This window comes from Isoptericola sp. NPDC058082 (assembly GCF_042885055.1).
GTDB lineage: Bacteria > Actinomycetota > Actinomycetes > Actinomycetales > Cellulomonadaceae > Isoptericola.
Genome location: NZ_JBHVSQ010000006.1, coordinates 172,351 through 197,910, shown reverse-complemented (window position 1 = coordinate 197,910; position 25,560 = coordinate 172,351). Strand labels below are relative to the sequence as shown.

The following is a 25,560-nucleotide window of genomic DNA, read 5'->3' as shown; positions in this document are numbered from 1 at the left end:
AATCCGGGCGATGACGAACGGAACCTCCGTCTTGAGGGACCCCGTGCACGGATCGTCCGCCCTGACGGGGCCCGACCGACGGATCGTCGGCGCGCTGCTCGCCCACCCACGCGCGACGGTCGCGGCCCTCGCGACGGCGGCCGGTGTCACCTCGCCGACCGCGTCGCGCCGGCTGGCGGCGCTCCTCTCCCGGGGCGACGTGCGCGTCACGGGGGTGCTCGACCGGGAGTGGGCCCGGGCGGGCCTCACCGTGTGGTTGCGGGTGCGCTGCGCGCCCGGCCACAGCCGCGACGTGGCGCGCCAGATCGCGTCGTGGGACGAGGCCGGGTACGTGGCGGTCACCGGCGGCGAGCTCGACTGCGCGGCACAGGTCGCGGTGCGCAACGCCCGCGAGCTGCTGGGCGTGACCCACCACCGGCTGCGGTCGATGACCGGCGTGGTGACGGGCGACGCGCTCCGCGTGCTGCGGCGCTTCGCCACCCCGCACGGGTGGACCGCGGGGATCCTCGCCCCGCAGGAGACGGCCCGGCTGCGGACCGGGCGCTGGGACGCCTGGGACGAGGGGCGGGAACCGCGCAGCGTGTCCCTCGACGAGGTCGACGCCCGGCTCGTGGACGCCCTCGTGGCGGACGGCCGGCTGAGCTGGCGCGAGCTCGGCGAGCGCGCCGCCGTCGCGCCCGCCACCGCCGGCCGGCGGGTGGAGGCGCTCATGCGCCGCGGTCCGCTGCGGGTGCGCGCGGTCGTGGACCCCGCGCTCGTGGGGCGGCCCGTGGTAGCCCTTGTCTGGCTCCGGGTGCTGCCGTCCCGGCTGGAGGTCGCGGGACGCACGCTCGCCGCCCATCCCGACGTCCTGAGCGTCGCCGCCACGACCGGGCAGCACAACCTGTGCGGCGAGATCGCCGTGGCCGACGATGAGGCCCTCTACCGGTTCCTCACGAGCGACGTCGGCAGCATCCCTGGCGTCGCCGCGGTCGAGGTGACGGACGGGCTCGAGGTGATCAAGCGCGCCGCGCGGATCTTCGGGTCGCCGCTCGACCACGACGACGTCCCGCCCCTCCCCTGAGGGGTCGTCTGCGGCAGGATGCTCGCATGGGCGAGGTCGCGGGATCCGAGGTCGTGGCGCTGTACGACGAGTCGGGGCGCCCGTGCGGCACGGCGCCGCGGGCGCGCGTGCGGGCGGAGAACCTGCGGCACGCGGCCACCGCCGTCGTGGTGCGCAACCGGGCCGGTGACGTCTACGTGCACCGCCGCACCGATACGAAGGACCTGTATCCCGGCCGATACGACTTCTGCGCGGGCGGCGTGCTGCGCGCCGGCGAGGACCCGACCGACTCCGCGCGCCGCGAGCTGGCCGAGGAGCTCGGCGTGACCGGGGTGGAGCTGGTGCCGCTCGGCGTCGCCGACTACGCCGACGACCGCACCCGGATGCGCGAGTTCCTCTACGAGTGCACCTACGACGGGCCCGTGACCTGGCAGCAGGAGGAGGTCGCGTGGGGCGCGTGGGTGCCGCCCGCCCGCCTGCTGCGGATGATCGACGACGTGCCGTTCATGCCCGACTCCATGGCCAACCTCGCCGGCTGGCTCGACGACCTGCGCGCCACCCTGCCGAGGTAGTCCGGGCGGCCGCGAGGTAGTCCGAGCGACCGCGAGGTAGCACCGGGACGGGCGGTCAGCCCGCGACGAGCTCGGCCTCGAAGCCGTCCGCGTCCTCGAGGTAGGCGGCGTAGTGGTCGGGGCCGCCGGCGAACGGGTGCCGATCGGCGAAGAGCAGCGACCACCCGTGCGCGGGCGCGGCAGCGACGAGCGCGTCGACCTGCGCGCGCGAGCCCGCGTGCAGGGCCAGGTGGTTCAGGCCCGGCCGCCGACGGTCGTGGGTGGAGGCCGACAGGGCGGGGCTCTGCTCGACGACGACGTAGCCGTCGTCGAGCAGCCACGACCGCCCGTGCTCCCACGCCTGGTGCGTCCGGTAGCCGAGCTCGCCGAGGAGCCATCCCCAGGAGCGCTCGGCGCGCGCCAGGTCGGGCACCCACAGCTCGACGTGGTGGACGGCCCCGCGGCGCGGTCGACCGGTCATCGGGCGGCGACGTCGGCCATGAGGTCGGCGGACAGCGGCGCGAGCGGGTGCGGCGCGGCCGGTTCGGCCGGGTCGACCCAGACGTGCTCGGCGAGCTCGGCGCGCGTCTCGACGTCGAACCCGGCGGGCAGGACCACCTCGAAGACGTGCGCGTCGACCACGTGGTCCGGCTCGTTGGCGGCGACGGCGGTGCGGCGCCCGAGCGGGCGGGCGGCGGCCGGGTCGACGACCAGCCCGATCTCCTCCGCGCACTCGCGCACGAGCGCGGCGACAGGCTCCTCGCCCGGCTCGATCTTGCCGCCCACCTGCATGAACGCCGTGGTGTCGCGCTTGCGCACGAGCAGCGCGCGGCCGTCCTCGCGCACGATGACGGCGGCGACGATGTGCAGGGTGGTGACGCCCGGGCGGGCGTGCTCCGTGCTGTCGGTGGGGGTGTGACCGGTCATGTCAGGGCTGCTCCGCGATCTCCTCGATGACCTTGCCGTCCAGCACCTGCACCACGAGCTGCACGCCGACCAGCCCGGCGGACGTGATGTCGGGGTCGTCGGCGGAGGGCTCGTCGTCCGCGGGGTTCCGGCCGGACGCGGGCGCCCAGGACGACCGGCCCTCCGACTGCTGCGCCTCGCGCACCCGGCGCTCGGCGGCCTGCCGCGGGGTCTCGCGCGCAGGCGGGGCCGCCGGGGCGGACACTGCCGGACCGGCCGGGGCGGGCGGGCTCGCGGCCGGCGCGCTCGCCGGCACGTCGGGCTGGGGCCGCGGCGACGCGACGGGCCGGCCGACCCGGGCCGCGGCGGGCTCGTCGAGCGGCGGCTCGGGCTCGTCGTCGGGCGGGGGCTCGTGCAAGGAGACGCCGGCGAGCCAGGCGGCATCCGCCTCGTCGACCGAGGCGACCTGCCTCGCCTGCTGCTGCGGCTGCGGAGACCGCTGCGGGGCGTCCTGCGGCGCACGACGAGCGGGCGGCTCGACGACCGCGACGGCGGTGTCCGGGCGCGGCTCGCTCGCCGCGACGGTGGCGGCGGAGGGGCGGGCGCCGGATTCCCCGCCGTCGGTGGCACCGCCTCCCCCACCGCCGGAACGCCCCTCGCCGGGCGGCGGGACGTCGGGCCATGCGGCGTCGTCGGACCGCTCGGAGTCGTCGGACCGCTCGGAGTCGTCGGGCTCCTCAGCGGCGTCTCCGCCCGGGTCCGACGGCGCAGGAGAACTGCCGGCCTCCCGAGGACGCGCGCCGGCCTCGTTCTCGACGATCTCGACCTGCACTGCGACACCGAGCGCCTGGTAGACGGCGTCCGAGATGGTCTCCGGACGCCCGCGACGCGCCAGCCCGACGACGGCCGGCGCGAACCCGAGGCGCAGCACGTCACGCTCGAGGGTCAGCACCTGGGCGTTCTCGCCGAGGAACGCGGCGGCCTGCGGGCTCTGGATGGCGCCCAGGACCTCGCGCCACCGGCGTCGGACCACCTCGGTGGTCACGGCGCTGGCGGGAGCGGACGGCGCGGACTCCGGCTCCGGCTGAACCGCCGGGGCGGCCTCGACGGGCTCGACCACCGCAGGCTCGGGCTCCGCGGACGGCGCGGCCTCGACCGGCTCGACCACCGCAGGCTCAGGCTCCGCGGACGGCGCGGCATCGACCGGCTCGACCGGCTCGACCACCGCAGGCTCGGGCTCCGCGGACGGCGCGGCATCGACCGGCTCGACCACCGCAGGCTCAGGCTCGACGGGCGAGGTGTCCCCGACCGGCTCGGCCACCGCGGGCTCGGGCTCGCCGGCGCTCTCGGGCTCGGCGACCGGACGCCGGCTCGCCTGCAGGGCGGCCCGGGCAGCGGCGGCCCCGCTCAGCCCTCCTCCCCCGCCCTCGGACACCGGCGGAGCGGGAGTCGGTGCGGCGTCACCGTGAGCGGGCGGACCTGCCGGAGCGGCCGGACCGGCCGCGATCCTGCCCCGCTCGAGGCGGTCGATGCGCGCGGCGAGACCCTCCACGCCGTCGTCGGCGCCGGGCAGCAGCAGGCGCGCGCAGAGCAGCTCGAGGTGCAGCCGGGGCGAGGTGGCGCCCGTCATCTCGGTGAGCGCGGCGTTGACGAGGTCGGCCGCCCGCGACAGCTCGGACACGCCGAGACGCCCGGCCTGCGCGCGCATCCGCTCGAGCTGGTCGGCGGGCAGCCCCCGCAGCACGGCCTCGGCCGCGTCGCCGGAGACGGCGATGACGATGAGGTCGCGCAGCCGCTCCAGTACGTCCTCGACGAACCGCCGCGGCTCGTGCCCGGTGGCGATCACCTGGTCGACGACGCGGAAGATCGACGCGCCGTCACCGGCGGCGAGCGCGTCGACGACGTCGTCGAGCAGGGTGGCGTGCGTGAACCCGAGGAGGCCGACGGCGGTGTCGTACGCGACGACCCCGCCGGTCGCGCCCGCGATGAGCTGGTCCAGCACGGAGAGGGTGTCACGCACGGAGCCGCCGCCCGCGCGGGTCACGAGCGGCACGACGCCTCCGCCCAGCTCGATCCCCTCGGCCGCGGTGAGCTGCTCGAGATAGGGGCCCAGCACGTCCGGCGGCACGAGCCGGAACGGGTAGTGGTGGGTGCGCGACCGGATGGTGCCGATCACCTTGTCGGGCTCCGTCGTCGCGAAGACGAACTTCACGTGCGGCGGCGGCTCCTCGACGATCTTGAGCAGGGCGTTGAAGCCCTGCGGCGTCACCATGTGCGCCTCGTCGAGGATGAAGATCTTGTACCGGTCGCGGGCGGGCGCGAACGTGGCGCGCTCGCGCAGGTCGCGGGCGTCGTCGACGCCGTTGTGGCTGGCCGCGTCGATCTCGACGACGTCGAGCGAGCCGGGGCCGCCGCGCGCCAGCTCGACGCACGACGGGCACTCGCCGCACGGGGTGTCGAGCGGGGTCTCCGGGGTGTTGCGCGCGCAGTTGAGCGTCCGCGCGAGGATGCGGGCGGACGTCGTCTTGCCGCAGCCGCGCGGGCCGGAGAAGAGGTAGGCGTGGTTGACGCGCCCGCTGCGCAGGGCCTGCATGAGCGGTGCGGTGACGTGCTCCTGGCCGATCACCTCGGCGAACGTCTCGGGCCGGTAGCGGCGGTACAGGGCTGTCGTCACCCGGCCAACCCTAGACGCCGCAGCCGACACCGACGAGGCCGCTGCTCAGGCGGTGGACGACGCGCGTCAGTGGGTCGTCACGGGGTGGGTGTAGAGGCTCGGCACGCACCCGAGCTCGCCCGGCTGGAGCAGGATCCGGTCGAAGTCGGAGAAGCGCCACACCGGTGCGCCGTCCGGGCGCACCCCGACGATGCAGTCACCGGCGTCGGGCGACCCCACCGCCGCGACCAGGTCGCGACCCTGACGCTCGGCGCGCACGGTGAGCGGCTCCTCGAATTGCTCCCGCAGCGTTGCCTCGGCGTCTGCCGCGGACGCCCCGTCCCCCAGCGCGCCCAGCGCCGACAGCACCGCGCCCTCCGCGTACGGGCCCAGCGACGGGACCGGGACCGGCTCGACGGACAGACTCGACCCGCCGCACTCGAGATGCTCGCGGTCGGCGATCCTCCGGTCGACGCGCACGGTCAGGCGCCAGCACGACTCCGCCGACCCGGCCGTGCGCTGCCTCCCGAACAGGGTGGTGGGCTCCGCAGGGACGTCCGCACGGATCAGGACGTCGACCGACGTGGGGTCGTCACCCCACCCGAACGGCGCGACGACGTACTCGGCGTCGCGCACGTCGTCGGGCAGTCGCACGTGGTCGGGGATCCACGCTGCGATCCGGTCGGGGGCGGTCGTGGCGCCGGTCGGGTCGCGCAGGTCGTTGACGTCGTCGGCGAGCCCCTCGACGATCCGGTCCACGTGGTCCTCGGCGACCCGCCCTCCGTCGGCCGAGCGCGTCGCCGCCCACAGGACCACGACGGGCACGACGACGACCAGCACGACGATCCCGGCCACGACGCCGAGAACCACCGCACCGACTCTGTCCCACCTGGAGCGCGCACCGCCGTCGTCGTCAGGCACGACCCGATTGTTCCCGGGCCACGCCCCGTCGCGCCAGCCCCGGGGATCGACGTAGTACCTGGTGACAATTCAGGCCGGTGAACCGTCACCAGGTACTACGTCGAGGCCGTCAGCGGTGCAGCACCTTGCGCGCCAGGCGGTTCCCCACCCACTGCACGACCTGCACAATGACGATGATCACGGCGACGGTGACCAGCACGACCATCCAGTTGTAGCGCTGGTAGCCGTACCGCAGGGCGAAGTCACCGAGCCCGCCACCGCCGATGAGGCCGGCGATCGCCGACATGTCGAGCACCGCGATGAACAGGAAGGTGTAGCCGAGGATCAGCGGGGCGAGGGCCTCGGGGACCAGCACCGTGGTGATGATGCGCCACGACGACGCCCCCATCGCGCGGGCCGCCTCGACGACGCCGGGGTCGATGCCGACGAGGTTCTGCTCCACGATCCGCGACGTGCCGAACGCCGTCATGACCGACAACGGGAAGATGAACGCCTCGGTGCCGAGCGTCGTGCCCACGACCTGCAGCGTCACGGGCCCGAGCAGCGTCACGAAGATGATGAACGGGATCGGGCGGACGATGTTGACGATCACGTTGAGGATGCCGAACACGGCCTTGTTGGCCAGCAGGTTGCCCGGCCGGGTCACGTAGAGCGCGAGCCCCAGCGCCAGGCCGGCGATGCCGCCGGTGAGCAGCGCGATCGTGACCATCTGCAGGGTCTGGCCGAACGCCTCCCACAGCAGCGGCCACAGGGTGGACCAGTCGCGGTTCATGAGCGACCTCCCAGGTTGCCGAAGAAGCCGTGGCGGGTGATCGCGTCACGCGCCTCGCGGTACGGGTCGCCGAGCTCGTCATCCTCGTCCGGCGCAGGTGTGCCGCCCTGTGGACCGCGGTCGGCCCGGATCGCCCGCGGGTCGTCGACCGGGTGCTCGGCCGTGCCCAGGTCCACGACGTCGGCCCGCTCGCGCAGCGCGGCGAGGAGCGCCGCGATGCGGTCGTCGGGCGCGACGAGCTCGACGGTGAGCGAGCCGAACGGCCGCTGGCCGACCTCGCTGATGCCGCCGAAGACGACGGCGCCGTCCACCTCGTGCTCGCGCAGCAGGCGGAACAGCTCGGTGCCGGAGCTCGCGCCCTCCCGCACGCCGACGGTGACGAGCCGTCCGGGGTGACGCTCGCGCAGGCGGGCGAGCGCGTCGGGCGAGGGCCGGTCGTGCATGGACGTGCCGACGAACCGCTGGGCGGCGTCGGCGCTGGGCGCGGAGAAGACGTCGTACACGTCGCCGACCTCGACCACCTTGCCGTGCTCCATGACGGCGACGCGGTCGCACAGGGAACGCACGACGTCCATCTCGTGGGTGATGACGACGATGGTGACGCCGAGCTCCGCGTTGACGCGGCGCAGCAGCGCCAGCACGTCGCGGGTGGTCTCGGGGTCGAGGGCGGACGTCGCCTCGTCGGCGAGCAGGATGGTGGGCGACGTCGCCAGGGCGCGGGCGATGCCCACGCGCTGCTTCTGCCCGCCGGAGAGCTGACGCGGGTACGCCCGCGCCTTGTCGGACAGCCCCACGAACTCGAGCAGCTCGGCCACCCGGGCCGCGCGCTTCTCCTTCGGCCAGCGCGCCACCTTGAGCGGGTAGGCGACGTTGCCCGCGACGGTGCGCGAGCTCAGCAGGTTGAACTGCTGGAAGATCATGCCGATCCGCGCGCGGATCCCGCGGACCTTGCGCTCCGGCAGGCCGGTGAGGTCCGTGCCCTCGACGAGCACCGAGCCCGACGTGACGGTCTCCAGCGCGTTGACGAGGCGCACCAGCGTGGACTTGCCCGCGCCGGAGTAGCCGATGACGCCGAAGATCTCGCCCGCGCGCACCGTGAGGGACACGTCGTCGACGGCGTGCACTGCTCGGTCGCCCTCGCCGAACGTCTTCGACACCCCGCGCAGCTCGATCGCCGGCGTCCCGGGGGCCGGTCCGGCCTGGTTGTCGCTCACCTGTTCGTCCTCACTGGTCTGCGCTCGCTCGTCGTCGCCCGTGGTCGGCCCGTCGTCCGCTCGACCGGTCGTGCTGCCCATCGTGCCCAGCACGACGGCCGGGGCGCGCGGGCTGGCCCGCGCTCCCCGGCCGTCGTCGGGTCAGGAGGCGTTGCGGATGTCGTCCTCGAGGCCGGCCAGGATCTCCTGCAGCTCCTCGGGCGAGTTGTCCTTGATGACGGCGGTGCCGCCGGACTGCTTCTGCTCGGCCGCGACGACCTCGTCGGAGTGCGAGATCTCGACCAGCTTCGCCAGGTCGGGGTCGCCGGAGTCCTCGGCCCGCGCCACCCACACGTTGATGTAGGGGGCGGCGGCCTCGGAGTCGGGGTCGTCCTGGAAGAGGGCGTCGTCCGCGGACAGCCCGGAGTCCTCGAGGAAGTCGTTGTTGACGATGGACGCGTCCACCGACTTGAGCTGGATCGGCGTCTGCTCGGCGGCGACCGGCGTCACGGTGACCTTGGAGCTGGGCAGCACGTCGGCCTCGGTGGAGACGGCGCTGCCGCCGTCCTTGAGCTCGATGAGGCCGGCGTCCTGCAGCACGAGGAGCGCGCGGGCCAGGTTGGTCGGGTCGTTCGGCACGGCGACCTCGCCGCCGGCGGGGATCTGGTCGACGGAGGTGTGCTTCTCCGAGTACAGGCCCAGCGGGTAGACGGCCGTGGCGCCGATCGGCGTCAGGTCGTCGTCGGCGTCGACGTTGTAGCCGGCGAGGAACTGCAGGTGCTGGAACTGGTTCGCGTCCAGCTCGCCCTGCGAGAGGGAGGGGTTGGCCTGCGTGTAGTCCTGCAGGTCGACCAGCTCGATGTCGAGGCCCTCCTCCTTCGCCTTGTCGGTGAAGACGGCCCACTTGTCGTCGGACGCGCCGACGACGCCGATGCGGAGCGTGCCGTCACCCTCGGCGTTGCCGGAGCCGCCGCCGCAGGCGGACAGGGTGAGGGTGGTGGCCGCCGCGATCGCGGTGACGGCGAGGAGGCGGGTGCGGGTGGTACGGGACACGGGTGGGTCCTTCCGGGCGGGCGCCGGGTACGGCGCCGGTGAGGGGTGGGGTGCGGCAGCCACGGCCATCAGCTCGAGGCGGCGGGAAGAGTGGTCCCCCGGCGGGCCGGGGAGGGCGACGACGACGTCGTCGGGCGATGCCGGTGCGGCGTCAGCCGAGCTCACACATTCGGCCCGGGATCATCGCGGGGCGGCACATCTCGCCGCGACGGCGGGTGCGCGCGGTCGAGGTGGCTGCGGGAGCGATGCGGGGCATGCCATCAGAGTGACCACCCGCGGCCCGGTTCACCAAGCCGACGCGGGGAGAATCTCACGCAGTGGACGATTCTGCGTCCACATCATGGATTCTGTGACCCGCGGCACTGTCGCGACGCTGCGAGGGCGGGACCAGCCGACCGGCCGGGACGTAGAGGACCCCCCGCACACCCACCAGAGCTCACTTACCCTTGCTGCCTTCCGGCCCTGGGGGAGTTCGGCGAGATGGTGCCGCACGAGGGGTCTGCCCGACAGCCTAACCGAGACCCCGCCCCGTCCCGAAACTCGGGGGCGAGACCGCCGTCACCCCCGCAGGATTCGGAGCCACGGCGGGGTGTCGGCTATTCTTCTGGGGCTGCCCGCGCAGGATGCGGGTCGCGCTCCAGGAGGATTCGCCTAGCGGCCTATGGCGCACGCTTGGAAAGCGTGTTGGGTTCACGCCCTCGGGGGTTCGAATCCCCCATCCTCCGCCGACCGACGGGGCTCGCACCACACGGTGCGGGCCCCGTCGTCGTTCACGCGCCCTTCTCGTCGGCGGGTCGCCAGATGATGTCGCCCACGTAGGCCTCGACCTGGGGGCGGACCCCCGCGAAGTCCGTCACGACGCGCGTCATCGGGCCCGCACCGCCCGGACCCCGACCACGGCGACGACGACGCCGACGGCCGCGGCGACCGCCGGTACCACCAGTGCGGCCTGGTACGACCCCAGGAGCGCGGCCGACGACGTCTCCGCACCGAGCGCCGCCACCTGGACGGCCGTCACGCCCGAGATGCCGAGCGCGGCGCCCAGCTGGAAGGACGTGTTCACGAGCCCGCCGGCCAGCCCCTGCTCCTCGGCCGCCACGCCGTCCGTGGCCGCGCTCACCAGCGGCCCGTAGGTGAGCCCGATGGCCAGCGCGACGAGCAGGAAGCTCGGGAGCATCGCCGCGTACGGCCAGTCGGCACCGACGCCCAGGAAGATCACGTAGGCGACCGTGGCGATGACGAACCCGCCCTCCACGACCCGGACGTTGCCGAACCGACGTACCAGCACCGGGGTGAGCAGCGGGGCCAGGACGACGTCCGCACCGAGGACCAGGAAGGCGAGGCCGGCCTCCAGGCTGCTCCAGCCGCGCAGCTCCTGCAGGTAGAGCGTCACGACGAACTGGAAGCCGAAGAACGACGCCGTGAGCAGCGCCGCGCCCAGGTTCGCCCGGACCAGGGGCGACGAGCGCAGGATCCCGAGCCGCACCAGCGGCGACGCCGACCGGCGCTCGACGGCGACGAAGGCGGCCAGGAGCGCGGCGGAGCCGAGGAAGACGCCGACGGTGGTGGCCACGCCGTCGCCCGGGTGCTCCAGCCGGACGACGCCGTAGACGAGGAGCAGCATGCCTGCCGTGATCGTCGCGGCGCCGGCCAGGTCGAAGCCGGCCCGCGTCGTGGCACGCGCGGGGTCGCGGGGCAGGACACGAACGGCGGTCGCGAGCAGGACGGCCGCGAGCACGACCGGGGCGAAGAACACCCACCGCCACCCGAGCGACGTCAGCAGCCCGCCGGCCACGACCCCCAGCGAGAACCCACCCGCCGCGATCCCCGAGTACACGAGCACCGCACGGTCGCGCCGGGGCCCCTCGGGGAACGTCGTGGTGAGCAACGACAGCCCGGCCGGGGTGAGGAACGCCGCGGCGACGCCGGTGACGAACCGGGAGAGCAGCAGCACCCCGCCGCTGTCCGCGAGCCCGCCGAGACCGGAGAACACGAGGAAGACGACCAACCACACGAGGAACATCCGGCGGCGCCCGAGCAGGTCGGCCGCCCGCCCGCCGAGGAGCATGAACCCGCCGTAGCCGAGGACGTACGCGCTGACGATGCCGCTGAGGGTGGCCGTGGACAGCCCGAGGTCGGCGCGGATCGTCGGCAGCGCGACGTTGAGCATGCCGATGTCGATCCCCTCGAGGAAGATCGCGCCGCTGACGACCACCAGCACCGCGAGCTCGCGGCCCGCCGGTCGGCCCGGTGGGCGGGCGGGTGCCGCCGGGCGGCTCGCGGCGGCGTCCGTTGCGGGTCGTGACATGGGCGGCTCCGTTCTGTCCGAGGGTTCGGTTCCTATTCGACCTGTCGGTTCCCTCTTGTAACTGACCTCACCCTGGGGCAGCATCGACGGGTATGGAAGAAGGCACTTTTCCCGCACCCGGTTCCTGCGAGGGAACCGACGGGGAGTTCGACGTCATGAACTGGGACTCCCGCGAGGACTGCGAGGTGCGCCAGATCCTCGACCGCGTCGCCGACAAGTGGTCGCTCCTGGTGATCGCGCTGCTCGAGCGCCGCAGCCTGCGGTTCACCGAGCTCAAGCGCGAGATCGACGGCATCAGCCAGCGGATGCTCACCCAGACGCTGCGGCACCTCGAGCGCGACGGCCTCGTGCGTCGCACGGTGTACCCCGTCGTCCCGCCCCGCGTGGACTACGACCTGACGCCCCTCGGCGCGAGCCTGCACTCCACGATCAAGGCGCTCGTCACGTGGACGGAGGAGCACCAGCGGGAGATCGCCGTCGCCCGCACCCGGTACGACCGGCAGTCCGAGGCCGACGACGCCCCGCGGCCGGCCGCCGCGCGGGCCTGACCCGGCTCCCCGTCCGCGCCGAATTCCCGTGCCCGGGCAGGGTGGCTCTGGGCAGGATGTGCGGCATGGACCGCACGTTCGACGAGCTCGTCGCCGAGGCCGACGCCGCACCGATGTCCGGCTGGGACTTCTCCTGGCTGGAGGGCCGCGCCACGGAGGAGCGCCCGAGCTGGCGGTACTCCCGCCTCCTGCACGAACGACTGGGCACCGTCGACGCCGCGCTCGACCTGCAGACCGGCGGGGGCGAGGTGCTGGCCGCCGCGCCGTCGCTCCCCCGTCTCCTCGTCGCCACCGAGGGGTGGCCCCCGAACGTCGCGGCGGCGACCGCGCGGCTGCACCCGCACGGCATCGCGCTGGTCGCGCACGACGACGAGTCGCCGCTCCCCTTCGGCGACGCCTCGTTCGACCTCGTCACGAGCCGGCACCCCGTCGTCCCCCGCTGGGCGGAGATCGCCCGCGTGCTGCGCCCGGGCGGCGCCTACCTCGCCCAGCACGTCGGGCCCGCGAGCGTCTTCGAGCTCGTCGAGCTCTTCCTCGGCCCCCAGCCCGAGGACGTCCGGCGCGGCCGCGACCCGCAGGACGAGGCGGCCGCCGCCCGCGCGGCCGGGCTCGAGCTCGTCGACCTGCGGGCGGAACGCCTGCGGATCGAGTTCCACGACGTCGGCGCCGTCGTCTGGTTCCTGCGGAAGGTGGTGTGGATGGTGCCGGGCTTCACCGTCGACGCCTACCGGACCGAGCTGCGCGACCTGCACGAACGGATCGTGGCCGACGGCCCGTTCGTCGCGCACTCGGCCCGGCACCTGGTGGAGCTGCGCCGGTAGCCCGGGCCCCGGCCGCGCCCCGGGCGGCCCGCTCAGGTGAGGGCGGGCACCGCGAGTTCGACCAGCTCGTCCGCCTGCTCCACGAACCACTGCCCGGCGGGCGGGTCCACCGTGCCGCGCTCGGGGTCGAGCGGCCCGCCGGTGCCGCGGAAGCACTGGCCGTCGGACTCCCCCGGCACCTTGATCCACAGGTAGGCGTCCACCAGCGGCTCGCCGGTGTTTAGCGTGGGCCGCAGGCCCAGACCGCGCGCGGGCGGGTTGCACCAGTCCTCGGCGTCCGCGTACACGTTCTCGGACGTCGCCGGATCCCACGGCCCCAACCCGTTGCGCGACGTGTCGACGACGAACGGCGTCGTGGCCCGCACGTCACCGAGCTGCTGGGCGTACCGGGAGTCGACGCCGGCCGTGCTCAGGGCCGGGTCGGCCGCGTCGGCCGACCACCGTCCGTACGGCGACATCTCCACGCCCGACCAGCCGTTCGCGGGGCCGCCGTTCCAGTACTGGTTCCCGCAGTCGCCGAACGCCCCGCCCGCCTGGGTGACGAGCGCGAGGCACGACGAGATCCACCGCCCGTACGCCACCGAGTTCTCGGTGTACTGGTAGTTCGAGGCGTTGAGGAAGAACCCGTCCGCGCGCTCGACGCCCGCCTTCAGGAGCCGGTCGGCGTTGTCGCCCACGTTGAGCCACTTGCTGTTGCCGGCGTCGAGGTAGACCTTCGTGCCCGGCAGGGCGCCGAGGGTGTCGACGGCGTGGCGCAGCATGGTGAACCGTTCCGCCGCGGCCGTCGCCGGGTCCGCCTCCTCCGGCTGGCACCACTCCTGGTTCCCCTCGACGGTCGTGTACCAGGGGATGATGCCGAGCCCGTCCGGCTCGAGGACCACGACCGCCCGCTTGTTCCCGATCCCACGTGCGAACCCGTCGATCCACGCGGTGTACTCCGCGAGGGACGTGGCGCCGCCCGCGGAGTACTGCGCGCAGTCACGGAAGGGGAGGTTGTAGGCGACCAGCACGGGGACCGCCTTGTCGGCGTGCGCGTGCACGACGACGTCCTTGACGTCCTGCCTCACCTCGCGCGGCGTGCCCCCGGTGAACCAGGTCGCCGTGGGGACGCCCGCGAGCGCGAGCGCGTCGTCGCGCGCGTCCCCGGTCAGACCCAGCTCCTCGACGTGGCCGATCGTCGAGCTGTCCGGGTCCACCCACAGCTGCGGGTCCGGCCGCGGTGGCGGCGCCGCGGACGCCGAGAGCCCGCCCAGGGCGAGACCCGCGGCCGCGGCGAGGACGGCGACCGCCCGGACCGTCGGGCTGGAGGGACGACGAGAGGAACCGAGGACCACGGCGATCTCCTTTGATCGGCGCCCGCGCGATGAGAGCGCTCCCACGCTGCTGTCGGTCCCAGCGTGCCACAGGGTTCCGACCGAGGCCAGGGTGGGCACGCGTCGCGGCCCCGCCGGGCGCCCGTGACGGGATCGTGACGGGATCGTGTCCGTATCGCGAGGCAACGAGACGGCCGGTCACAGGCCCACCCCTACGATGGCAGCCATGATCTTCAAGGCCGTGGGGGACGGCCGTCCCTACCCCGACCACGGGCACGTCACCGCCAAGGACTGGGTGGACGTGCCGCCGCGCCAGGTACGGCTCGACGAGCTCGTCACCACCAAGCGCACGCTGGACCTCGACCACCTGCTCGCGGAGGACTCCACTTTCTTCGGCGATCTCTTCGCCCACGTCGTCGAGTACCAGGGCGTGCTGTACCTCGAGGACGGTCTGCACCGCGCCGTGCGGGCCGCGCTCCAGCAGCGGCCCGTGCTGCACGCCCGGGTCCTCGTGCTCCGGTGACTCCCGCCACGACCGGCGGCGCTCCCGCGAACGTTCCCGCGAACTCGGGTAGTTTCTTCGCGTGACATCACCTGCCCCCGACCCGGTCCGCGAGACGCGCCGCAAGCGCGAGCACGAGCGGCAGGCCGTGGTCTTCGGGCTCATCATCGCGTTCCTGCTGCTCGCGGGCCTGGCGGCCGCCGCGATGTACTCGGGCGCGTTCAGCTCGCCGTTCTCGCGGCCCATCCACACGCCCGTCGCCGAGGCCCCGCAGCCCGAGCCGTGCCTGCCCCAGGTCAAGGGCCAGCCCGACGGCGCCCTGCCCGTGGCGTACTCCAAGGTCAAGGTGCGCGTCTACAACGCCGCCGACGGCAGCGAGCCCCTCGCCGGCGCGAACGAGGACGTGCTCAGCGAGCGCGGCTTCAACATCGTCGACACCGGCAACTGGGTGGAGCAGCTGGGGCAGTCGGAGGTGCGCTTCGGCACCAAGGGCATCACCCGTGCCTACACCCTCGCGGCCCAGTACCCCGACGTCCGCCTCGTGCTCGACGACCGCAAGGGCAACACCGTCGACCTCCTGGTCGGCGAGGAGTACAGCCCGCCGCTCAGCGAGGACAGCGTGCTGCTCGACGCCGAGACCCCGATGAAGGACGCCGAGGGGTGCGAGCCCGCCGACGAGATCACGCCGATCCCCCAGGTGACCCTGCCCAAGAAGTAGGGCCGGGCCACCCGGGCGGACGTCAGTCCGTCACGTCGGCCGCGGCGGGGGCCGACGCCGGCGAGGCCGGCTCCTGGCCGGTGCCGCGCCACCGGGCGATCGCGCGCATGCCGTGGTAGATCACGAGCGCGGACGCGGTGCCGATCGCGATGCCCTCGAAGGTGAGGTCGCCGGCGGCGAACGTGAAGTTCGCGATGCCGATGATCAGCGGGACGGCGGCGGTGGTGAGGTTCACCGGGTTGCCGAAGTCCACCTTGCCCTGCACCCAGATGCGGGCGCCGAGGATGCCGATCATGCCGTAGAGCATCGTCGTCGCCCCGCCGAGCACGCCCGCGGGGATCGTGGCGACGAGCGCGCCGAACTTGGGCGACATCGACAGCAGCAGCGCCGTCGCCGCCGCCACCCAGTACGCCGCCGTCGAGTACACGCGGGTCGCGGCCATGACGCCGATGTTCTCGGCGTAGGTCGTGGTGCCGGAGCCGCCGCCGACGCCCGCGAACGTGGTCGCGAGACCGTCGGCGAAAAGCGCCCGGCCCGCGACGTCGTCGAGGTTCTTGCCGGTCATCGCCGCGACCGACTTCACGTGCCCCACGTTCTCCGCGATGAGCACCAGCACCACGGGCACGAAGAGGCCCAGCACCGCCGGGTCGAACGACGGCGTGACGAAGTGCGGGAAGCCGAACCAGCCGGCCTTCGCGACCTCGGCGAAGTTCACCTGGCCCTGGAGCAGCGCCGCCACGTAGCCGATCACGACGCCGACCAGGATCGACAGGCGGCCGATGATGCCCTTGAACAGCACGGTGACGAGGATGATCGCCGCCAGCGTGATCGTCGCCGTGAGCGGCGCGGCGCGGAAGCCGCTGTCGCACGCCTGCACGATCTCGCCGTCCACGACGGACTCCGTGCAGGTGCCCCAGGCCGCCGGCGCCAGGTTCAGGCCGATGAGCGCGACGATCGTGCCGGTGACGACCGGCGGCATGACGACGTCGATCCAGCGGGCGCCGGCGAAGTGCACCAGCGCGCCGATCGCCGCGAGCACGACGCCCGTGACGAGGATGCCGCCCACGGCCACGGACTCGCCGTGCGAGGCCGTCGCCGCGGTGATGGGGGCGATGAACGCGAAGCTCGACCCCAGGTAGCTGGGCAGGCGGTTCCGTGTGATCAGCAGGAACAGCGCCGTGCCGATGGCCGAGAAGAACAGCGTCGTCGCGGGCGAGAACCCGGTGATCAGCGGCACGATGAACGTGGAGCCGAACATCGCCACCACGTGCTGCATGCCGATGCCGATGGTGCGCGGCCAGCTCAGCCGCTCGTCGGGTGCGACGACGTCGCCGGGGGCGACGTGCCTGCCGTCACCGTGCTTGGTCCAGCCGAGGCTCATGGTGCTCCGTCCGTCGGGCCCGCGTGCGGGCCGTCGTGCTCACCGCTGTCGCTCGCCCGTGAACGTCCGGTGAAGATTGCCGCCGCACAGCGTACTGGCCGGACGCCGAGGTAGTTCACCTCCTGCCGAGGTAGTTCGTGACACGGTGTCACGAACTACCTCGGCGGGACCGGAGCTACCTCGGCGGGAGGCGGTGGCCGACGAGCGCGAGGTTCTGGATCGTGGCGAGGCTGCACTGGGCGGCGTCGTTCGTGGACAGCGTCCGTGCCTCGTCGATCCGCACCAGGGTCTCGGGCGGCAGCACCGGCACGGGGTGGAAGGCCTCCTCCCCCATGAACTCCCCGCCCCGGAAGTAGGCCCGCCACGCGACGTCGGCCAGGGCGTCGTCACCGAGCTGCGCCGCGGCGTACGCGGCGAGGCGCGAGTGCGCCTGCTCGAGGTTCGTGCCCGACGGCGCGACGCCGAGCTCGGCCTCCTGCTCCGCCGGCGTCGCGAGGTACAGGCGGCAGTACTGCAGCCATGCCTCCTTGAAGCCGGGCGCGTCGACGAGGCCCGCGTCGACCAGCGACACGAGCTCCGAGCAGATCTCCACGAGCCCGAAGACCGCGGACAGGTGCGACACGGTCACCCGGTCGCGGTCGGTGGCAAACCGGCCGGTGCCCAGGTCGTACAGCGCCTCGCCGGTGAAGAAGCCGTGCCTCAGCGCGCCGATGTCGGTCATGGTGCCGACCAGCCGGTCGCGCGACCGCTCGTTCCCCGTGGTCTCCCAGTCCGCGAGCCAGGTGGCGGCCAGGGCGCTCCAGTCCGTGCCGAGCCCGACGGCGAGCGCCTCCGGCCGCGGACGGTAGGTCGCGGCGTCGGGCCGCACCTTGCGCGTCGGGTCGAGCCCGAGGAAGCTCCGGTCGGAGTCGCGCAGCTCGAGCATCAGGTCGCGCGTGTGCTCGTCACCCGTGAGGAAGTAGTGCGGCCGCCGGTAGGCCGGCGTCGAGATGCGCACCTGCTTGGCGCTGCACCCCCAGTGCTGCACGTTGTGCCGGCTGCCCAGGCCCTGCCAGGGGCCCGCGTGGTAGACGTCCACGTCCCCCGTGTGGCGGGTCATGCGCTCGGCGAGCCGGAAGACGTCGGCCCTGCCCGTGCGCAGGAACGACGTCCACAGCCACAGGTCCGGCGACAGCTCGGAGTTGTCCCAGGCGTAGCCGCCCACGTCGTAGCGCCACACGTGCCGGTCGGGGTCGTAGGCGTGCATGACGTCGCCGTAGCTCCAGAACCCGTACCAGGACCGCTGGTCCACCTGTCCGACGTAGAAGTCGAGCATCGTGGCGAGCCGGTCCTCCAGCGCCGCCCGCTCGGGGGTGCCCCGGTCGACGAGGTCCCAGTCGCCGAGCACGCGCGCGGCGTGCAGCGCCTCGGGGGCGGGCACGAGCTGGGGCCGGGCCGCGGTGCCCGCGGCGAGGCGGGCCAGCGCGTCGGCGTCGGGCGTGGAGGCGAACGCGGTGACGGTGAGCTCGTGCGTGCGGCCGATGCCGTGCGCGTTCCCGAACCCCGGCTCGTAGTCCTCGTAGGTGATCTCGAGGGCGTCGAGCTGGTCGTCGTACGTGTCCTGGCCGAGGCCGTCGTGGTAGAAGCGCAGGTCCATCGGCGCAGCGTCGGGCGACCAGAGCCAGGTCGTGAGGGAGCCGACGTCGGAGGTCGCGCGCTCGACGTCGATCCCGGTGGGGTGCGACTGCCAGAACCCGGTGAGCCCCACGGCCAGGCCGCCGCCGGTGTCCCCCAGGTAGCCCAGGCCCTCGGACCGCGTGCCCTGCGCGACGTCGATCCACGGCCGGTCGGTGGCGGTGCGCTTGTGCACCGTGAAGCCGTGGGCGGAGAGCTGGCGCAGCGACCAGGCCTCCCAGGTCGGCACCCACCGCAGGCGCCCGGAGACGCTCTCGTCCCACTCCTCCGGCGGCGGGGTGGCGCGGCCCGCGACCTGCGCGGCACGCACCTCCTCGCCCGGGTCACGACGCAGCCCGGTGATCCCCTGCACCGCCTCGCGCACCAGCCCGCCGTCCGCCCCCGCGAGGCGCACGTGCCGGTCGTAGGGCGCGGCACGCAGCGGGACGTCGAAGCGCAGGCCGAGGGACGACAGGAAGTCGCGCTCGGGGTCGCCGTCCCACACGAACGAGTGCACCAGCCGGAACGTCGGCGCCCCGGCCGCGAGCACCAGCCGCAGCGTGAACGGCAGCCAGGCGGGCGCGCCGTCCTCGTGGGCGCGGTCGACGTCGCGGTGCGCGCCCGTCACCCGCACGACGGCGCGCACCGGGCCGGCCTGCTCCACGACGACGTCGCGCACCACGCCCACCGACCCGCGCCGCGCCCGGTGGTCGGGCTCCGGCCGGTCCTGGCGGCTGGACACCAGCCGCCCCGCGCGGGCCACCTCCGCGCCCCGTACCCGCACGGACCGCACGACGTCCGGCCCGGAACGCCCCACGACCACCGTGCACGCGCCGGTGTCCACGACGACCTCGTCGGCGTGCTCCGTCACCGTGACGGCGGGCCCGGTGCCGTCCTGCGCGTCCCCCGGTTCGGCGGCGACCACGCGGTACGACGCGCTGGGCGGCGTCGCCGCCCCGAGCGCGACGCCCGACCACTTCACGCTGCCGTCGGGCCACGTCGCGAGCGGCCACGTCTGCGCCGGGACGGTGCGGTCCCAGGCGTCGACGACGGCGAGCGCCGCGGCGTCGCGCACCGCGCCCGGGCGGAACGGGACGCCGCAGGTGACGCCCCCGACCGTGAGGTCCGGCGCGACGTCGTCGAGCCAGCGCAGCGGGACGTCGACCGCCCGCGGGGCGTCGGCGGGGTCGGCGGTGTGGACGGCGGTAGCGGTGGTCATGACAGCGGGGTCACCTCGAGGTTGCGGTAGTGGGCGACGAGCGGGGCCATCTGCCGGAAGCCGATCCGGCCGGCGCCCAGCGGCGCGTCGTCGTGGAACGTGAAGAGGGTGAGGTCGTCGATCGCGAAGGCGACGTCGGCGCCGCGCTTGGTCACGCGCACCCGGTAGGGGCCGTCGGCGTCGTCGGGGCCCGGCAGCGGGTCGGCCCCCTGCGCGACGAGGCGGAAGCCGGGGCTCTTGCGCAGGTTGCAGGTGCGGAACCGCTTCTCGGACGCCCACTTGCGGCGCAGGTAGCTCACGTGGAGCGTCGACACGTCGCCCGAGTGGTACTGCGGGTAGAACCCGGTGCGCTCGGCCAGCGACGGGTCGAAGAGGTCGCGGCCGTCGGTGCCCGTGGCGGCGAAGAACAGCATCGCCAGGCCGTCGCCGGCCAACGGCCGGAAGTCCCAGGAGATCTCGACGTCCGCCGCGAAGACCTCCGGGCACCAGTAGGTGACGTGCGCGTGGTCCCCGCGGCCGTCGGCCACCAGCGCGGCCTCGTCGGCCGTGCTGCGCAGCACCAGGCCGTCGTCGCCGTGCTCGACGCCGACCGGGCCCTCCGCCACCCACCCGGCGAGGTCGGCGGGGTCGGCCAGGGCGTTGCGGTAGGTCCCCGCCACCGTGACGTGCTGGCCGGCGACGGGCGCCGTCACGGCTGCATCACCCACGCCCCGAGCGGCTCCTCGGCGTCGTGCACCCCGTCGAGCGACGCCAGCGCCTCGCCCACGTAACGGGCGACGGCGCGCGCCCCCGCCGTCGTGAAGTGGGTGTTGTCCTTGCTCAGCGCGTCGTCGACGGGAAGCCCGTCCGCCGCGGCCGCGCCGTGCGGGAACAGCGCGGCCGAGGCGTCGCGACCCAGCCACCCGTACAGCCAGCGCGTGAACGCCGTGAGGTCGAGCACCGGCACGTCGAGCTCGTGCCCGAGCGTCCGCACCGCCGCGGGGTAGGGCCCGTGCGACCAGCGCAGCGGCGCGTCGGGGCCGTCGCCGTCGTAGAGGCGGCGCTCGACGCTCGTGGCCAGCACCGGCCGCCCCCCGTTCGCGCGCGCCTCCGCCACGAACTGCGCGAGCCGGTCGGTGTATCCGCCCTCGGCGGCGAGCTCGTCCGGCTGCTTCTGGTCGTTGTGGCCGAACTGGATCACCACCGTGTCGCCGGGGCGCAGCTCGGCGAGCAGCGCGTCCCAGCGCCCCTCGGCCCGGAACGACGCCGTGGTGGCGCCGCCGATCGCGTGGTTGCGGACGACGTCGCCGGTGAACGGGGCGAGCTCGTCGCCCCAGCCCAGCAGGGGGATCGCGGCGTACCCGGAGGTGCGGCCGTGGTCGGTGGGGGCGACGGTCGAGTCGCCCGCGAGGTGGATGGTCATGTCAGCCCTTCACGCTCCCGATGAGCATTCCCTTGGCGAAGTGCTTCTGGAGGAACGGGTAGGCCAGCAGCACGGGGATGGTGGCCACGATGACCACCGCGAACTTGATGCCCTGCGCGGGCGGGGGCAGCTCGGTGCCCATGTCCTGCGCGGACATCGACGCCGACGCGGTGACCTGCCGCAGGAACATCTGCAGGGTCCACATGTCCTGGTCGTTCAGGTACAGCAGCGGGGACATGTAGTCGTTCCAGATCCCCACCGCGTAGAACAGGGCGAACGTCGCGAGCACCGGCTTGGACAGCGGCACCACCACGTGCCGCAGGATCTGCAGCTCGTGGGCGCCGTCGATCTTGGCGGACTCCTCCAGCTCCTGCGGCAGCTGCTGGAAGAAGTTCTTGATGATGATGAGGCTGAAGGGGTTGATCGCCGCGGGCAGGATCAGCGCCCAGTAGGAGTCGAGCAGGCCGAGCTCCTTGACCACGAGGAACGTGGGGATCATGCCCGCGGAGAACACCATCGTGAACACGACGACGGTCATGATGGTGCGCCGCCCGGGCAGGTCGACCTTCGACAGCGGGTAGGCCATCAGCGCCGTCAGGGCGAGCTGGACGAGCGTGCCCACCAGCGTGACCAGCACGGTGGTGACGAAGGCGCGCACGAACGCGTCCGAGGACAGGATCGAGGCGTAGGAGTCGGTCGTGAACTCGCGCGGCCACAGGAAGAACGGGCGCGTGGTGATCTCGAGCTCGGTCGCGAACGAGCCCGCGAGCACGTACAGGAACGGCAGCAGCGCGAGCAGCCCGACGGCGACGAGCAGCACCACGTTGACGACGTCGAACGCCCGCCCCGCGCGGGTGTTGAACCGCTGGTGCTGGGTGGACGGCTTCGAGGCCCGCCGGGCGCGGGGCGTCGGCACGGGCGCGGGCGCGGGGACAACGGTCTCGGTCGTGGCCATCAGAAGATCCCCTGCTGGTTGAAGCGCTTGGCGAGCCAGTTGGTGCCGAAGATCAGCACCAGCCCGACGATCGCCTTCGACAGGCCCACCGCGGTGGAGTAGGAGTACGCGCCCTGCTGGATGCCGGTGAAGTACACGTACGTGTCGAACACGTCCGCGACGGTGCGGTTGAGCGCGTTGGACATCAGGTAGATCTGCTCGAAGCCGGTGTTGAGGATCTCCCCGGTCTGCAGGATGAGCATGACGATGATCGTCGGGCGGATCGCGGGCAGGGTGATGTGCCAGGTGCGCTGCCAGCGGCCCGCGCCGTCGATGACGGCGGCCTCGTACTGCTCCTGGTCCACGCTGGCCAGGGCGGCGAGGAAGATGATCGTGCCCCAGCCGGTGGACTTCCAGACGGTCTGCAGCAGGATCAGCGGCCGGAACCAGTCCGGGTCGGCGAGGTAGTTCGTCTCGGTGCCGGTGAGCCCGTCCAGGAAGGACGACAGCGGGCCCGTACCGATCGCGAACAGCAGCGCGGTCAGCGACACGACCACGGTCCAGGACAGGAAGTGCGGGATGTAGACCAGCGTCTGCACCGTGCGCTTGAGCACCGACAGCCGCACCTCGTTGAGCAGCAGCGCCAGCACGATGGTCAGCGGGAACGCGACGAACAGGCTCAGCGCCGCCAGGATCAGCGTGTTGCCCAGCAGCCGCGGGAAGTCGGGGTTGGAGAAGAACTCCTGGAAGTGGTGCCAGCCCACCCACTCGGACCCCTGGATCCCCAGGAACGGCACGTAGTTCTTGAACGCGATCTGCGCGCCCCACATCGGCCAGATGCGGAACAGCAGGAAGTACAGGATGCCCGGCAGCAGCATCACCAGCAGCCACCGGTAGCGCACCACCCGAGCCCAGCCGCGGTGCGGCCGGCGGGGCGCGGGAGGGGCGGCGGGCACGGGGGTGCCGGCCTGCTCGACGTCGACGACGGCGGTCATCGCAGCCTCCTTCTCGGACGGGGCGCGGGGCCGGGCCGCAGGGCCCGCGGGGGCGGGCCGACGGGCCGGCCCCGCGCCGGGAGGGGATCAGCCGAGCTGGCCGTAGAGCTCGTTCATCTCGGCGGTCACGGCGTCGCCGCCGCTGGACTTCCACTGCGCGATCGCGGCGTCGAGGCCCGCCTCGTCGATCTGCCCGCTGATGTACTGGATGCGGGCGTCGGCGATGACCTGGTCGAGCTGCACGCCGTTGGTCATGTAGGTCTCGGAGACGAGCGCCGCCCCCGGGTTGAAGACGGCCCTCTCGAGGTCCTTGGCCTGCAGGTCGATGCGCTCCTGCTCGAGCTCGGCGTCGAACTCCGTCTCGGGCTTGGCCTTGTACGCCTCGTAGCCGGCGATGTTCGTGCCGATCTGCGCCCACGAGCCCGAGACGAGGTCCGTGTAGTCCTGCTTCGACGTGTCGAAGACGGCGAACTCGCCGTCGACCGTGAAGTTGTCGCCCTCGATGCCGTTGTTCTCGAGGATCTGCGCGTCCTTGGCGGCCAGCTTGTCCAGCGCGGTGAGCACCTGCTCGAGCTGGTCCTCCGTCTGCACCGACGCCTTCGGGACCGCGAGGAAGCCGCTGTAGCCGGGCGTCGGGAGCGCGAAGTCGCCGTTCGGGCCGGCGATGTTGCCCTGGAGCGCGACGAACTGGTCGTACGTCTTCGGGTCCGCCTCCTTGAACAGGCCCGCGAGCTGGGAGGCGCGCGACTGGACGTCGATGATGATGCCGCCCTTGCCGTTGACGAACGGCTCGTTCCACTGCGTGGAGCCGTCCCGCGTGGCGTAGTCCTTGTTGACGTAGCCGTTCTCGATGAGCTGCTTCTCGTACTCCAGCGCCTGCTTCCACTCCGGGGTGGTGAACGACGGGACGAGCTGGCCGCCGTCCTCCTTCCAGACGTTGCCCGCGCCGAACCAGGTCTCGATCGCGTCGTACGGGCTGCCCGTGCCGATCGACGCGCCCCAGGCGGGGATGATCATCCCGTAGGTGTCGTCCTTGCCGTTGCCGTCGGGGTCGTCCTCGGTGAACGCCTTGGCGAGCGCCATGAGCTCGTCGGTGTTCGTGGGCTCCTCGAGGCCGAGGTTCTTCAGCCAGTCCTTGCGGATCGTGATGGACGTGCGCACGACGTCGCGGGCCCGGTACACGCCGTAGACCTTGCCGTTGACGCTCGACGCCTCCTGGACGTCCGGGTTCTCCGTGACGAGGTTCGGGTAGTCGCCCGAGGCCAGGTGCTCGGTGAGGTCCCAGAAGCCGCCGGCCTCGGCCGTCTGCACGAAGCCCTGGCTCTTCTGCTGGATCACCATGACGTCGGGGATCTCGTCGCCGGCCAGCACCACGTTGGTGCGGTCGCCGTACTCCGCGTTGGGCACCCACTGCATGTCGAGGTCCAGGCCCGCCAGCTCGGAGAGCTTCGCGCCCACCGGGTCGTCGTCCTCGGGCGGCGTCGTCGAGAAGTACGGCGCCATGATGGACAGCGAGTCGAGCGCCTCGCCGCCACCACCGTCGCCGCCGTCGCCGGAGCCGCCGCTGCCGCAGGCCGAGAGCGCGAGGCTCCCGACCGCGAGAAGGGCCAGAGGGGCCAGCCGTCGTGTGCGCATGCTGTTCCTTTCGTCGGAGTGCACGTCGTCGTTCACTCGTCGAGGGGGAGGGTCGCCGCCGGGTCGCCGAGGCGGCGGTCGTTGGCGGCGTAGAAGGACAGGCAGAGGGCCGTGCACAGGTACGCCCACGCGCCGATCGAGACGACGGGCAGGAGTCCGGGCACGAACGCGGTGACGACCCCGACCAGCGCCGTCGTCGCCGCGAGCAGGAGGGGCGCCCCGGGGGCGCGCAGCAGGAACGCCCAGGCCAGGCGCGGCACGTCGCCGCGGCGCAGGTCGTAGTGGGCGTCCATCGTCAGGGAGAGCAGCAGGTGGACCACGCCGAGGCCGGCGACGACGGCGAGCGCGACGCGCAGCACCGTGGGCGCGTCGTCGAGCAGGAGCAGGCTCGTGCCGGTGAGCGCGAGGGCCAGCAGGCCCGGCGCCGCGAGGAGGTTGGCGCGGCCGAAGCCGGAGACCCAGGTGCGGACGAAGACGCGCACGGCGCGCTGGGTGTCGCCCCGCAGCCGCGTGCGGCTGACGACGGTCGCCGCCGCCAGCGCGGGCGCGACGCCGAGCACCGCTCCCCCGGCCAGGGTGCCCGCGAGCACGAGGAGGTTGAGCAGGCCCAGGAACGCCAGCGTGTCGACCCAGCCGAACCACCGATCGAGCCGGGCGCCGCCGTCGGCGTAGGCCACGGTGCGCGCCGCGGTCGCGGCGTCCGCGCGTGTGCCCTCGTGCGCCATGGCCCGGTCCCATCTCCGTCGATGTCCGGACACGTCGTCGGCCCGGTCAGCCTCCGGGACGGCGGCGTCGTCGACCCGGTACGGGAAAGCGATTCCCCGCGTTGAATGGATTCACCGTAGGGCTCGGGACTTCACCCGTCAACAGGCGTCTGCAACGTTGAGGTCACGATCGCGCCGAGGTAGTCGAGAACCCCCGAGGTAGTCGCGATCGCGCCGAGGTAGTTCAGAACTCGCCGAGGTAGTTCGAGACCTCGAGGACGTCGCGGCCAGAACTACCTCGCGATGGATCCGACTACGTCGCGGGCTCCAGGACTA

23 protein-coding genes, 1 tRNA gene and 1 other RNA gene are annotated in these 25,560 nt (G+C 73.3%); 7 read left to right on the top strand and 18 right to left on the bottom strand.

All coding sequences use genetic code 11. From position 1 onward, the window contains the following. The first annotated feature begins 43 nt into the window (after nucleotides 1-43). Complete coding sequence (locus ACFVS0_RS11035; protein ID WP_430587981.1) at nucleotides 44-1,063, top strand: Lrp/AsnC family transcriptional regulator; 1,020 nt, start codon at nucleotides 44-46, stop codon at nucleotides 1,061-1,063. A 26-nt stretch (nucleotides 1,064-1,089) separates the two neighbouring features. Next, nucleotides 1,090-1,614 carry an NUDIX hydrolase gene (locus ACFVS0_RS11030; protein ID WP_430587980.1) on the top strand — a complete coding sequence of 175 codons (525 nt, stop codon included), beginning with the start codon at nucleotides 1,090-1,092 and terminating at the stop codon, nucleotides 1,612-1,614. 55 nt (nucleotides 1,615-1,669) lie between these two features. On the opposite strand, the gene ACFVS0_RS11025 is transcribed toward ACFVS0_RS11030, so the two are convergent. The 8 genes from ACFVS0_RS11025 to ffs form a co-directional block, all read right to left on the bottom strand. Next, nucleotides 1,670-2,074: a VOC family protein gene (locus tag ACFVS0_RS11025; RefSeq protein WP_430551319.1), complete on the bottom strand. Its 405-nt coding sequence runs from the start codon at nucleotides 2,072-2,074 to the stop codon at nucleotides 1,670-1,672. After that, nucleotides 2,071-2,520, bottom strand: a complete 450-nt coding sequence (locus tag ACFVS0_RS11020) for an NUDIX domain-containing protein (RefSeq protein WP_430587979.1) — start codon at nucleotides 2,518-2,520, stop codon at nucleotides 2,071-2,073. The genes ACFVS0_RS11025 and ACFVS0_RS11020 overlap by 4 nt, the downstream gene beginning before the upstream one ends. A gap of 1 nt (nucleotide 2,521) precedes the next feature. Then, nucleotides 2,522-5,173, bottom strand: a complete 2,652-nt coding sequence (locus ACFVS0_RS11015) for a DNA polymerase III subunit gamma and tau (RefSeq protein ID WP_430587978.1) — start codon at nucleotides 5,171-5,173, stop codon at nucleotides 2,522-2,524. Between the two features lie 66 nt (nucleotides 5,174-5,239). Next, nucleotides 5,240-6,022 carry a hypothetical protein gene (locus ACFVS0_RS11010; protein WP_430587977.1) on the bottom strand — a complete coding sequence of 261 codons (783 nt, stop codon included), beginning with the start codon at nucleotides 6,020-6,022 and terminating at the stop codon, nucleotides 5,240-5,242. A 160-nt stretch (nucleotides 6,023-6,182) separates the two neighbouring features. Continuing rightward, the gene (locus ACFVS0_RS11005) at nucleotides 6,183-6,845 is read right to left on the bottom strand and encodes a methionine ABC transporter permease (RefSeq protein ID WP_430551323.1); all 663 of its coding nucleotides are present in this window, start codon (nucleotides 6,843-6,845) and stop codon (nucleotides 6,183-6,185) included. Further along, nucleotides 6,842-8,140, bottom strand: a complete 1,299-nt coding sequence (locus ACFVS0_RS11000; protein WP_430587976.1) for a methionine ABC transporter ATP-binding protein — start codon at nucleotides 8,138-8,140, stop codon at nucleotides 6,842-6,844. The genes ACFVS0_RS11005 and ACFVS0_RS11000 overlap by 4 nt, the downstream gene beginning before the upstream one ends. Before the next feature lie 60 nt (nucleotides 8,141-8,200). After that, a complete protein-coding gene (locus tag ACFVS0_RS10995) occupies nucleotides 8,201-9,091 on the bottom strand; it encodes a MetQ/NlpA family ABC transporter substrate-binding protein (RefSeq protein WP_430564541.1) in 891 nt (296 codons plus the stop codon). A 406-nt stretch (nucleotides 9,092-9,497) separates the two neighbouring features. Next, an RNA gene (ffs, locus tag ACFVS0_RS10990) (signal recognition particle sRNA small type) lies at nucleotides 9,498-9,594 on the bottom strand. 137 nt (nucleotides 9,595-9,731) lie between these two features. Here ffs and ACFVS0_RS10985 point away from each other — a divergent pair. Continuing rightward, nucleotides 9,732-9,816: transfer RNA gene (locus ACFVS0_RS10985), tRNA-Ser, on the top strand. A 140-nt stretch (nucleotides 9,817-9,956) separates the two neighbouring features. On the opposite strand, the gene ACFVS0_RS10980 is transcribed toward ACFVS0_RS10985, so the two are convergent. Next, nucleotides 9,957-11,399: an MFS transporter gene (locus ACFVS0_RS10980; RefSeq protein WP_430587975.1), complete on the bottom strand. Its 1,443-nt coding sequence runs from the start codon at nucleotides 11,397-11,399 to the stop codon at nucleotides 9,957-9,959. Nucleotides 11,400-11,554: 155 nt separating this feature from the next. Between ACFVS0_RS10980 and ACFVS0_RS10975 the strand changes: the two genes are divergently transcribed. After that, a complete protein-coding gene (locus ACFVS0_RS10975; protein WP_430551327.1) occupies nucleotides 11,555-11,947 on the top strand; it encodes a winged helix-turn-helix transcriptional regulator in 393 nt (130 codons plus the stop codon). Between the two features lie 65 nt (nucleotides 11,948-12,012). After that, complete coding sequence (locus tag ACFVS0_RS10970; RefSeq protein ID WP_430587974.1) at nucleotides 12,013-12,768, top strand: class I SAM-dependent methyltransferase; 756 nt, start codon at nucleotides 12,013-12,015, stop codon at nucleotides 12,766-12,768. 32 nt (nucleotides 12,769-12,800) lie between these two features. Here the strand turns inward: ACFVS0_RS10970 and ACFVS0_RS10965 are convergent, their stop codons facing one another. After that, nucleotides 12,801-14,102 carry a glycoside hydrolase family 6 protein gene (locus tag ACFVS0_RS10965; RefSeq protein ID WP_430587973.1) on the bottom strand — a complete coding sequence of 434 codons (1,302 nt, stop codon included), beginning with the start codon at nucleotides 14,100-14,102 and terminating at the stop codon, nucleotides 12,801-12,803. A gap of 205 nt (nucleotides 14,103-14,307) precedes the next feature. On the opposite strand from ACFVS0_RS10965, the gene ACFVS0_RS10960 reads away from it, so the two are divergent. Beyond that, nucleotides 14,308-14,604 carry a type II toxin-antitoxin system VapB family antitoxin gene (locus ACFVS0_RS10960; RefSeq protein WP_380320948.1) on the top strand — a complete coding sequence of 99 codons (297 nt, stop codon included), beginning with the start codon at nucleotides 14,308-14,310 and terminating at the stop codon, nucleotides 14,602-14,604. 61 nt (nucleotides 14,605-14,665) lie between these two features. Beyond that, a complete protein-coding gene (locus tag ACFVS0_RS10955; RefSeq protein ID WP_430551330.1) occupies nucleotides 14,666-15,301 on the top strand; it encodes a LytR C-terminal domain-containing protein in 636 nt (211 codons plus the stop codon). A gap of 22 nt (nucleotides 15,302-15,323) precedes the next feature. Here ACFVS0_RS10955 and ACFVS0_RS10950 read toward each other — a convergent pair whose 3' ends face one another. The 8 genes from ACFVS0_RS10950 to ACFVS0_RS10915 form a co-directional block, all read right to left on the bottom strand. After that, nucleotides 15,324-16,682 carry a uracil-xanthine permease family protein gene (locus tag ACFVS0_RS10950; RefSeq protein WP_430587972.1) on the bottom strand — a complete coding sequence of 453 codons (1,359 nt, stop codon included), beginning with the start codon at nucleotides 16,680-16,682 and terminating at the stop codon, nucleotides 15,324-15,326. 175 nt (nucleotides 16,683-16,857) lie between these two features. Beyond that, entirely contained in the window at nucleotides 16,858-19,554 is a 2,697-nt protein-coding gene (locus tag ACFVS0_RS10945) for a Tat pathway signal sequence domain protein (RefSeq protein WP_430587971.1), read from the bottom strand. After that, entirely contained in the window at nucleotides 19,551-20,246 is a 696-nt protein-coding gene (locus ACFVS0_RS10940) for a DUF1961 family protein (RefSeq protein WP_430587970.1), read from the bottom strand. The genes ACFVS0_RS10945 and ACFVS0_RS10940 overlap by 4 nt, the downstream gene beginning before the upstream one ends. Next, nucleotides 20,243-20,956 (bottom strand): rhamnogalacturonan acetylesterase, encoded by a 714-nt coding sequence (locus tag ACFVS0_RS10935; protein ID WP_430564535.1) that lies wholly within the window; start codon nucleotides 20,954-20,956, stop codon nucleotides 20,243-20,245. The genes ACFVS0_RS10940 and ACFVS0_RS10935 overlap by 4 nt, the downstream gene beginning before the upstream one ends. 1 nt (nucleotide 20,957) lies before the next feature. Then, nucleotides 20,958-21,911, bottom strand: a complete 954-nt coding sequence (locus ACFVS0_RS10930; protein ID WP_430564534.1) for a carbohydrate ABC transporter permease — start codon at nucleotides 21,909-21,911, stop codon at nucleotides 20,958-20,960. Then, nucleotides 21,911-22,885 carry an ABC transporter permease gene (locus tag ACFVS0_RS10925; RefSeq protein ID WP_430551336.1) on the bottom strand — a complete coding sequence of 325 codons (975 nt, stop codon included), beginning with the start codon at nucleotides 22,883-22,885 and terminating at the stop codon, nucleotides 21,911-21,913. Before ACFVS0_RS10925 ends, ACFVS0_RS10930 begins: the two co-directional genes overlap by 1 nt. A gap of 87 nt (nucleotides 22,886-22,972) precedes the next feature. Further along, the gene (locus ACFVS0_RS10920) at nucleotides 22,973-24,520 is read right to left on the bottom strand and encodes an extracellular solute-binding protein (protein ID WP_430585158.1); all 1,548 of its coding nucleotides are present in this window, start codon (nucleotides 24,518-24,520) and stop codon (nucleotides 22,973-22,975) included. 32 nt (nucleotides 24,521-24,552) lie between these two features. Next, nucleotides 24,553-25,245, bottom strand: coding sequence for a DUF624 domain-containing protein (locus tag ACFVS0_RS10915; RefSeq protein ID WP_430564532.1), 693 nt, complete (start codon nucleotides 25,243-25,245; stop codon nucleotides 24,553-24,555). Between the last annotated feature and the right edge of the window lie 315 nt (nucleotides 25,246-25,560).

Coding starts and splice junctions, on each gene's coding strand:
- ACFVS0_RS11030 (WP_430587980.1), top strand. CDS start 1,090: ATGGGCGAGGTCGCGGGATCCGAGGTCGTGGCGCTGTACGACGAGTCG.
- ACFVS0_RS11025 (WP_430551319.1), bottom strand. CDS start 2,074: ATGACCGGTCGACCGCGCCGCGGGGCCGTCCACCACGTCGAGCTGTGG.
- ACFVS0_RS11020 (WP_430587979.1), bottom strand. CDS start 2,520: ATGACCGGTCACACCCCCACCGACAGCACGGAGCACGCCCGCCCGGGC.
- ACFVS0_RS11005 (WP_430551323.1), bottom strand. CDS start 6,845: ATGAACCGCGACTGGTCCACCCTGTGGCCGCTGCTGTGGGAGGCGTTC.
- ACFVS0_RS11000 (WP_430587976.1), bottom strand. CDS start 8,140: ATGGGCAGCACGACCGGTCGAGCGGACGACGGGCCGACCACGGGCGAC.
- ACFVS0_RS10980 (WP_430587975.1), bottom strand. CDS start 11,399: ATGTCACGACCCGCAACGGACGCCGCCGCGAGCCGCCCGGCGGCACCC.
- ACFVS0_RS10975 (WP_430551327.1), top strand. CDS start 11,555: ATGAACTGGGACTCCCGCGAGGACTGCGAGGTGCGCCAGATCCTCGAC.
- ACFVS0_RS10970 (WP_430587974.1), top strand. CDS start 12,013: ATGGACCGCACGTTCGACGAGCTCGTCGCCGAGGCCGACGCCGCACCG.
- ACFVS0_RS10960 (WP_380320948.1), top strand. CDS start 14,308: ATGATCTTCAAGGCCGTGGGGGACGGCCGTCCCTACCCCGACCACGGG.
- ACFVS0_RS10950 (WP_430587972.1), bottom strand. CDS start 16,682: ATGAGCCTCGGCTGGACCAAGCACGGTGACGGCAGGCACGTCGCCCCC.
- ACFVS0_RS10945 (WP_430587971.1), bottom strand. CDS start 19,554: ATGACCACCGCTACCGCCGTCCACACCGCCGACCCCGCCGACGCCCCG.
- ACFVS0_RS10935 (WP_430564535.1), bottom strand. CDS start 20,956: ATGACCATCCACCTCGCGGGCGACTCGACCGTCGCCCCCACCGACCAC.
- ACFVS0_RS10930 (WP_430564534.1), bottom strand. CDS start 21,911: ATGGCCACGACCGAGACCGTTGTCCCCGCGCCCGCGCCCGTGCCGACG.
- ACFVS0_RS10925 (WP_430551336.1), bottom strand. CDS start 22,885: ATGACCGCCGTCGTCGACGTCGAGCAGGCCGGCACCCCCGTGCCCGCC.
- ACFVS0_RS10920 (WP_430585158.1), bottom strand. CDS start 24,520: ATGCGCACACGACGGCTGGCCCCTCTGGCCCTTCTCGCGGTCGGGAGC.
- ACFVS0_RS10915 (WP_430564532.1), bottom strand. CDS start 25,245: ATGGCGCACGAGGGCACACGCGCGGACGCCGCGACCGCGGCGCGCACC.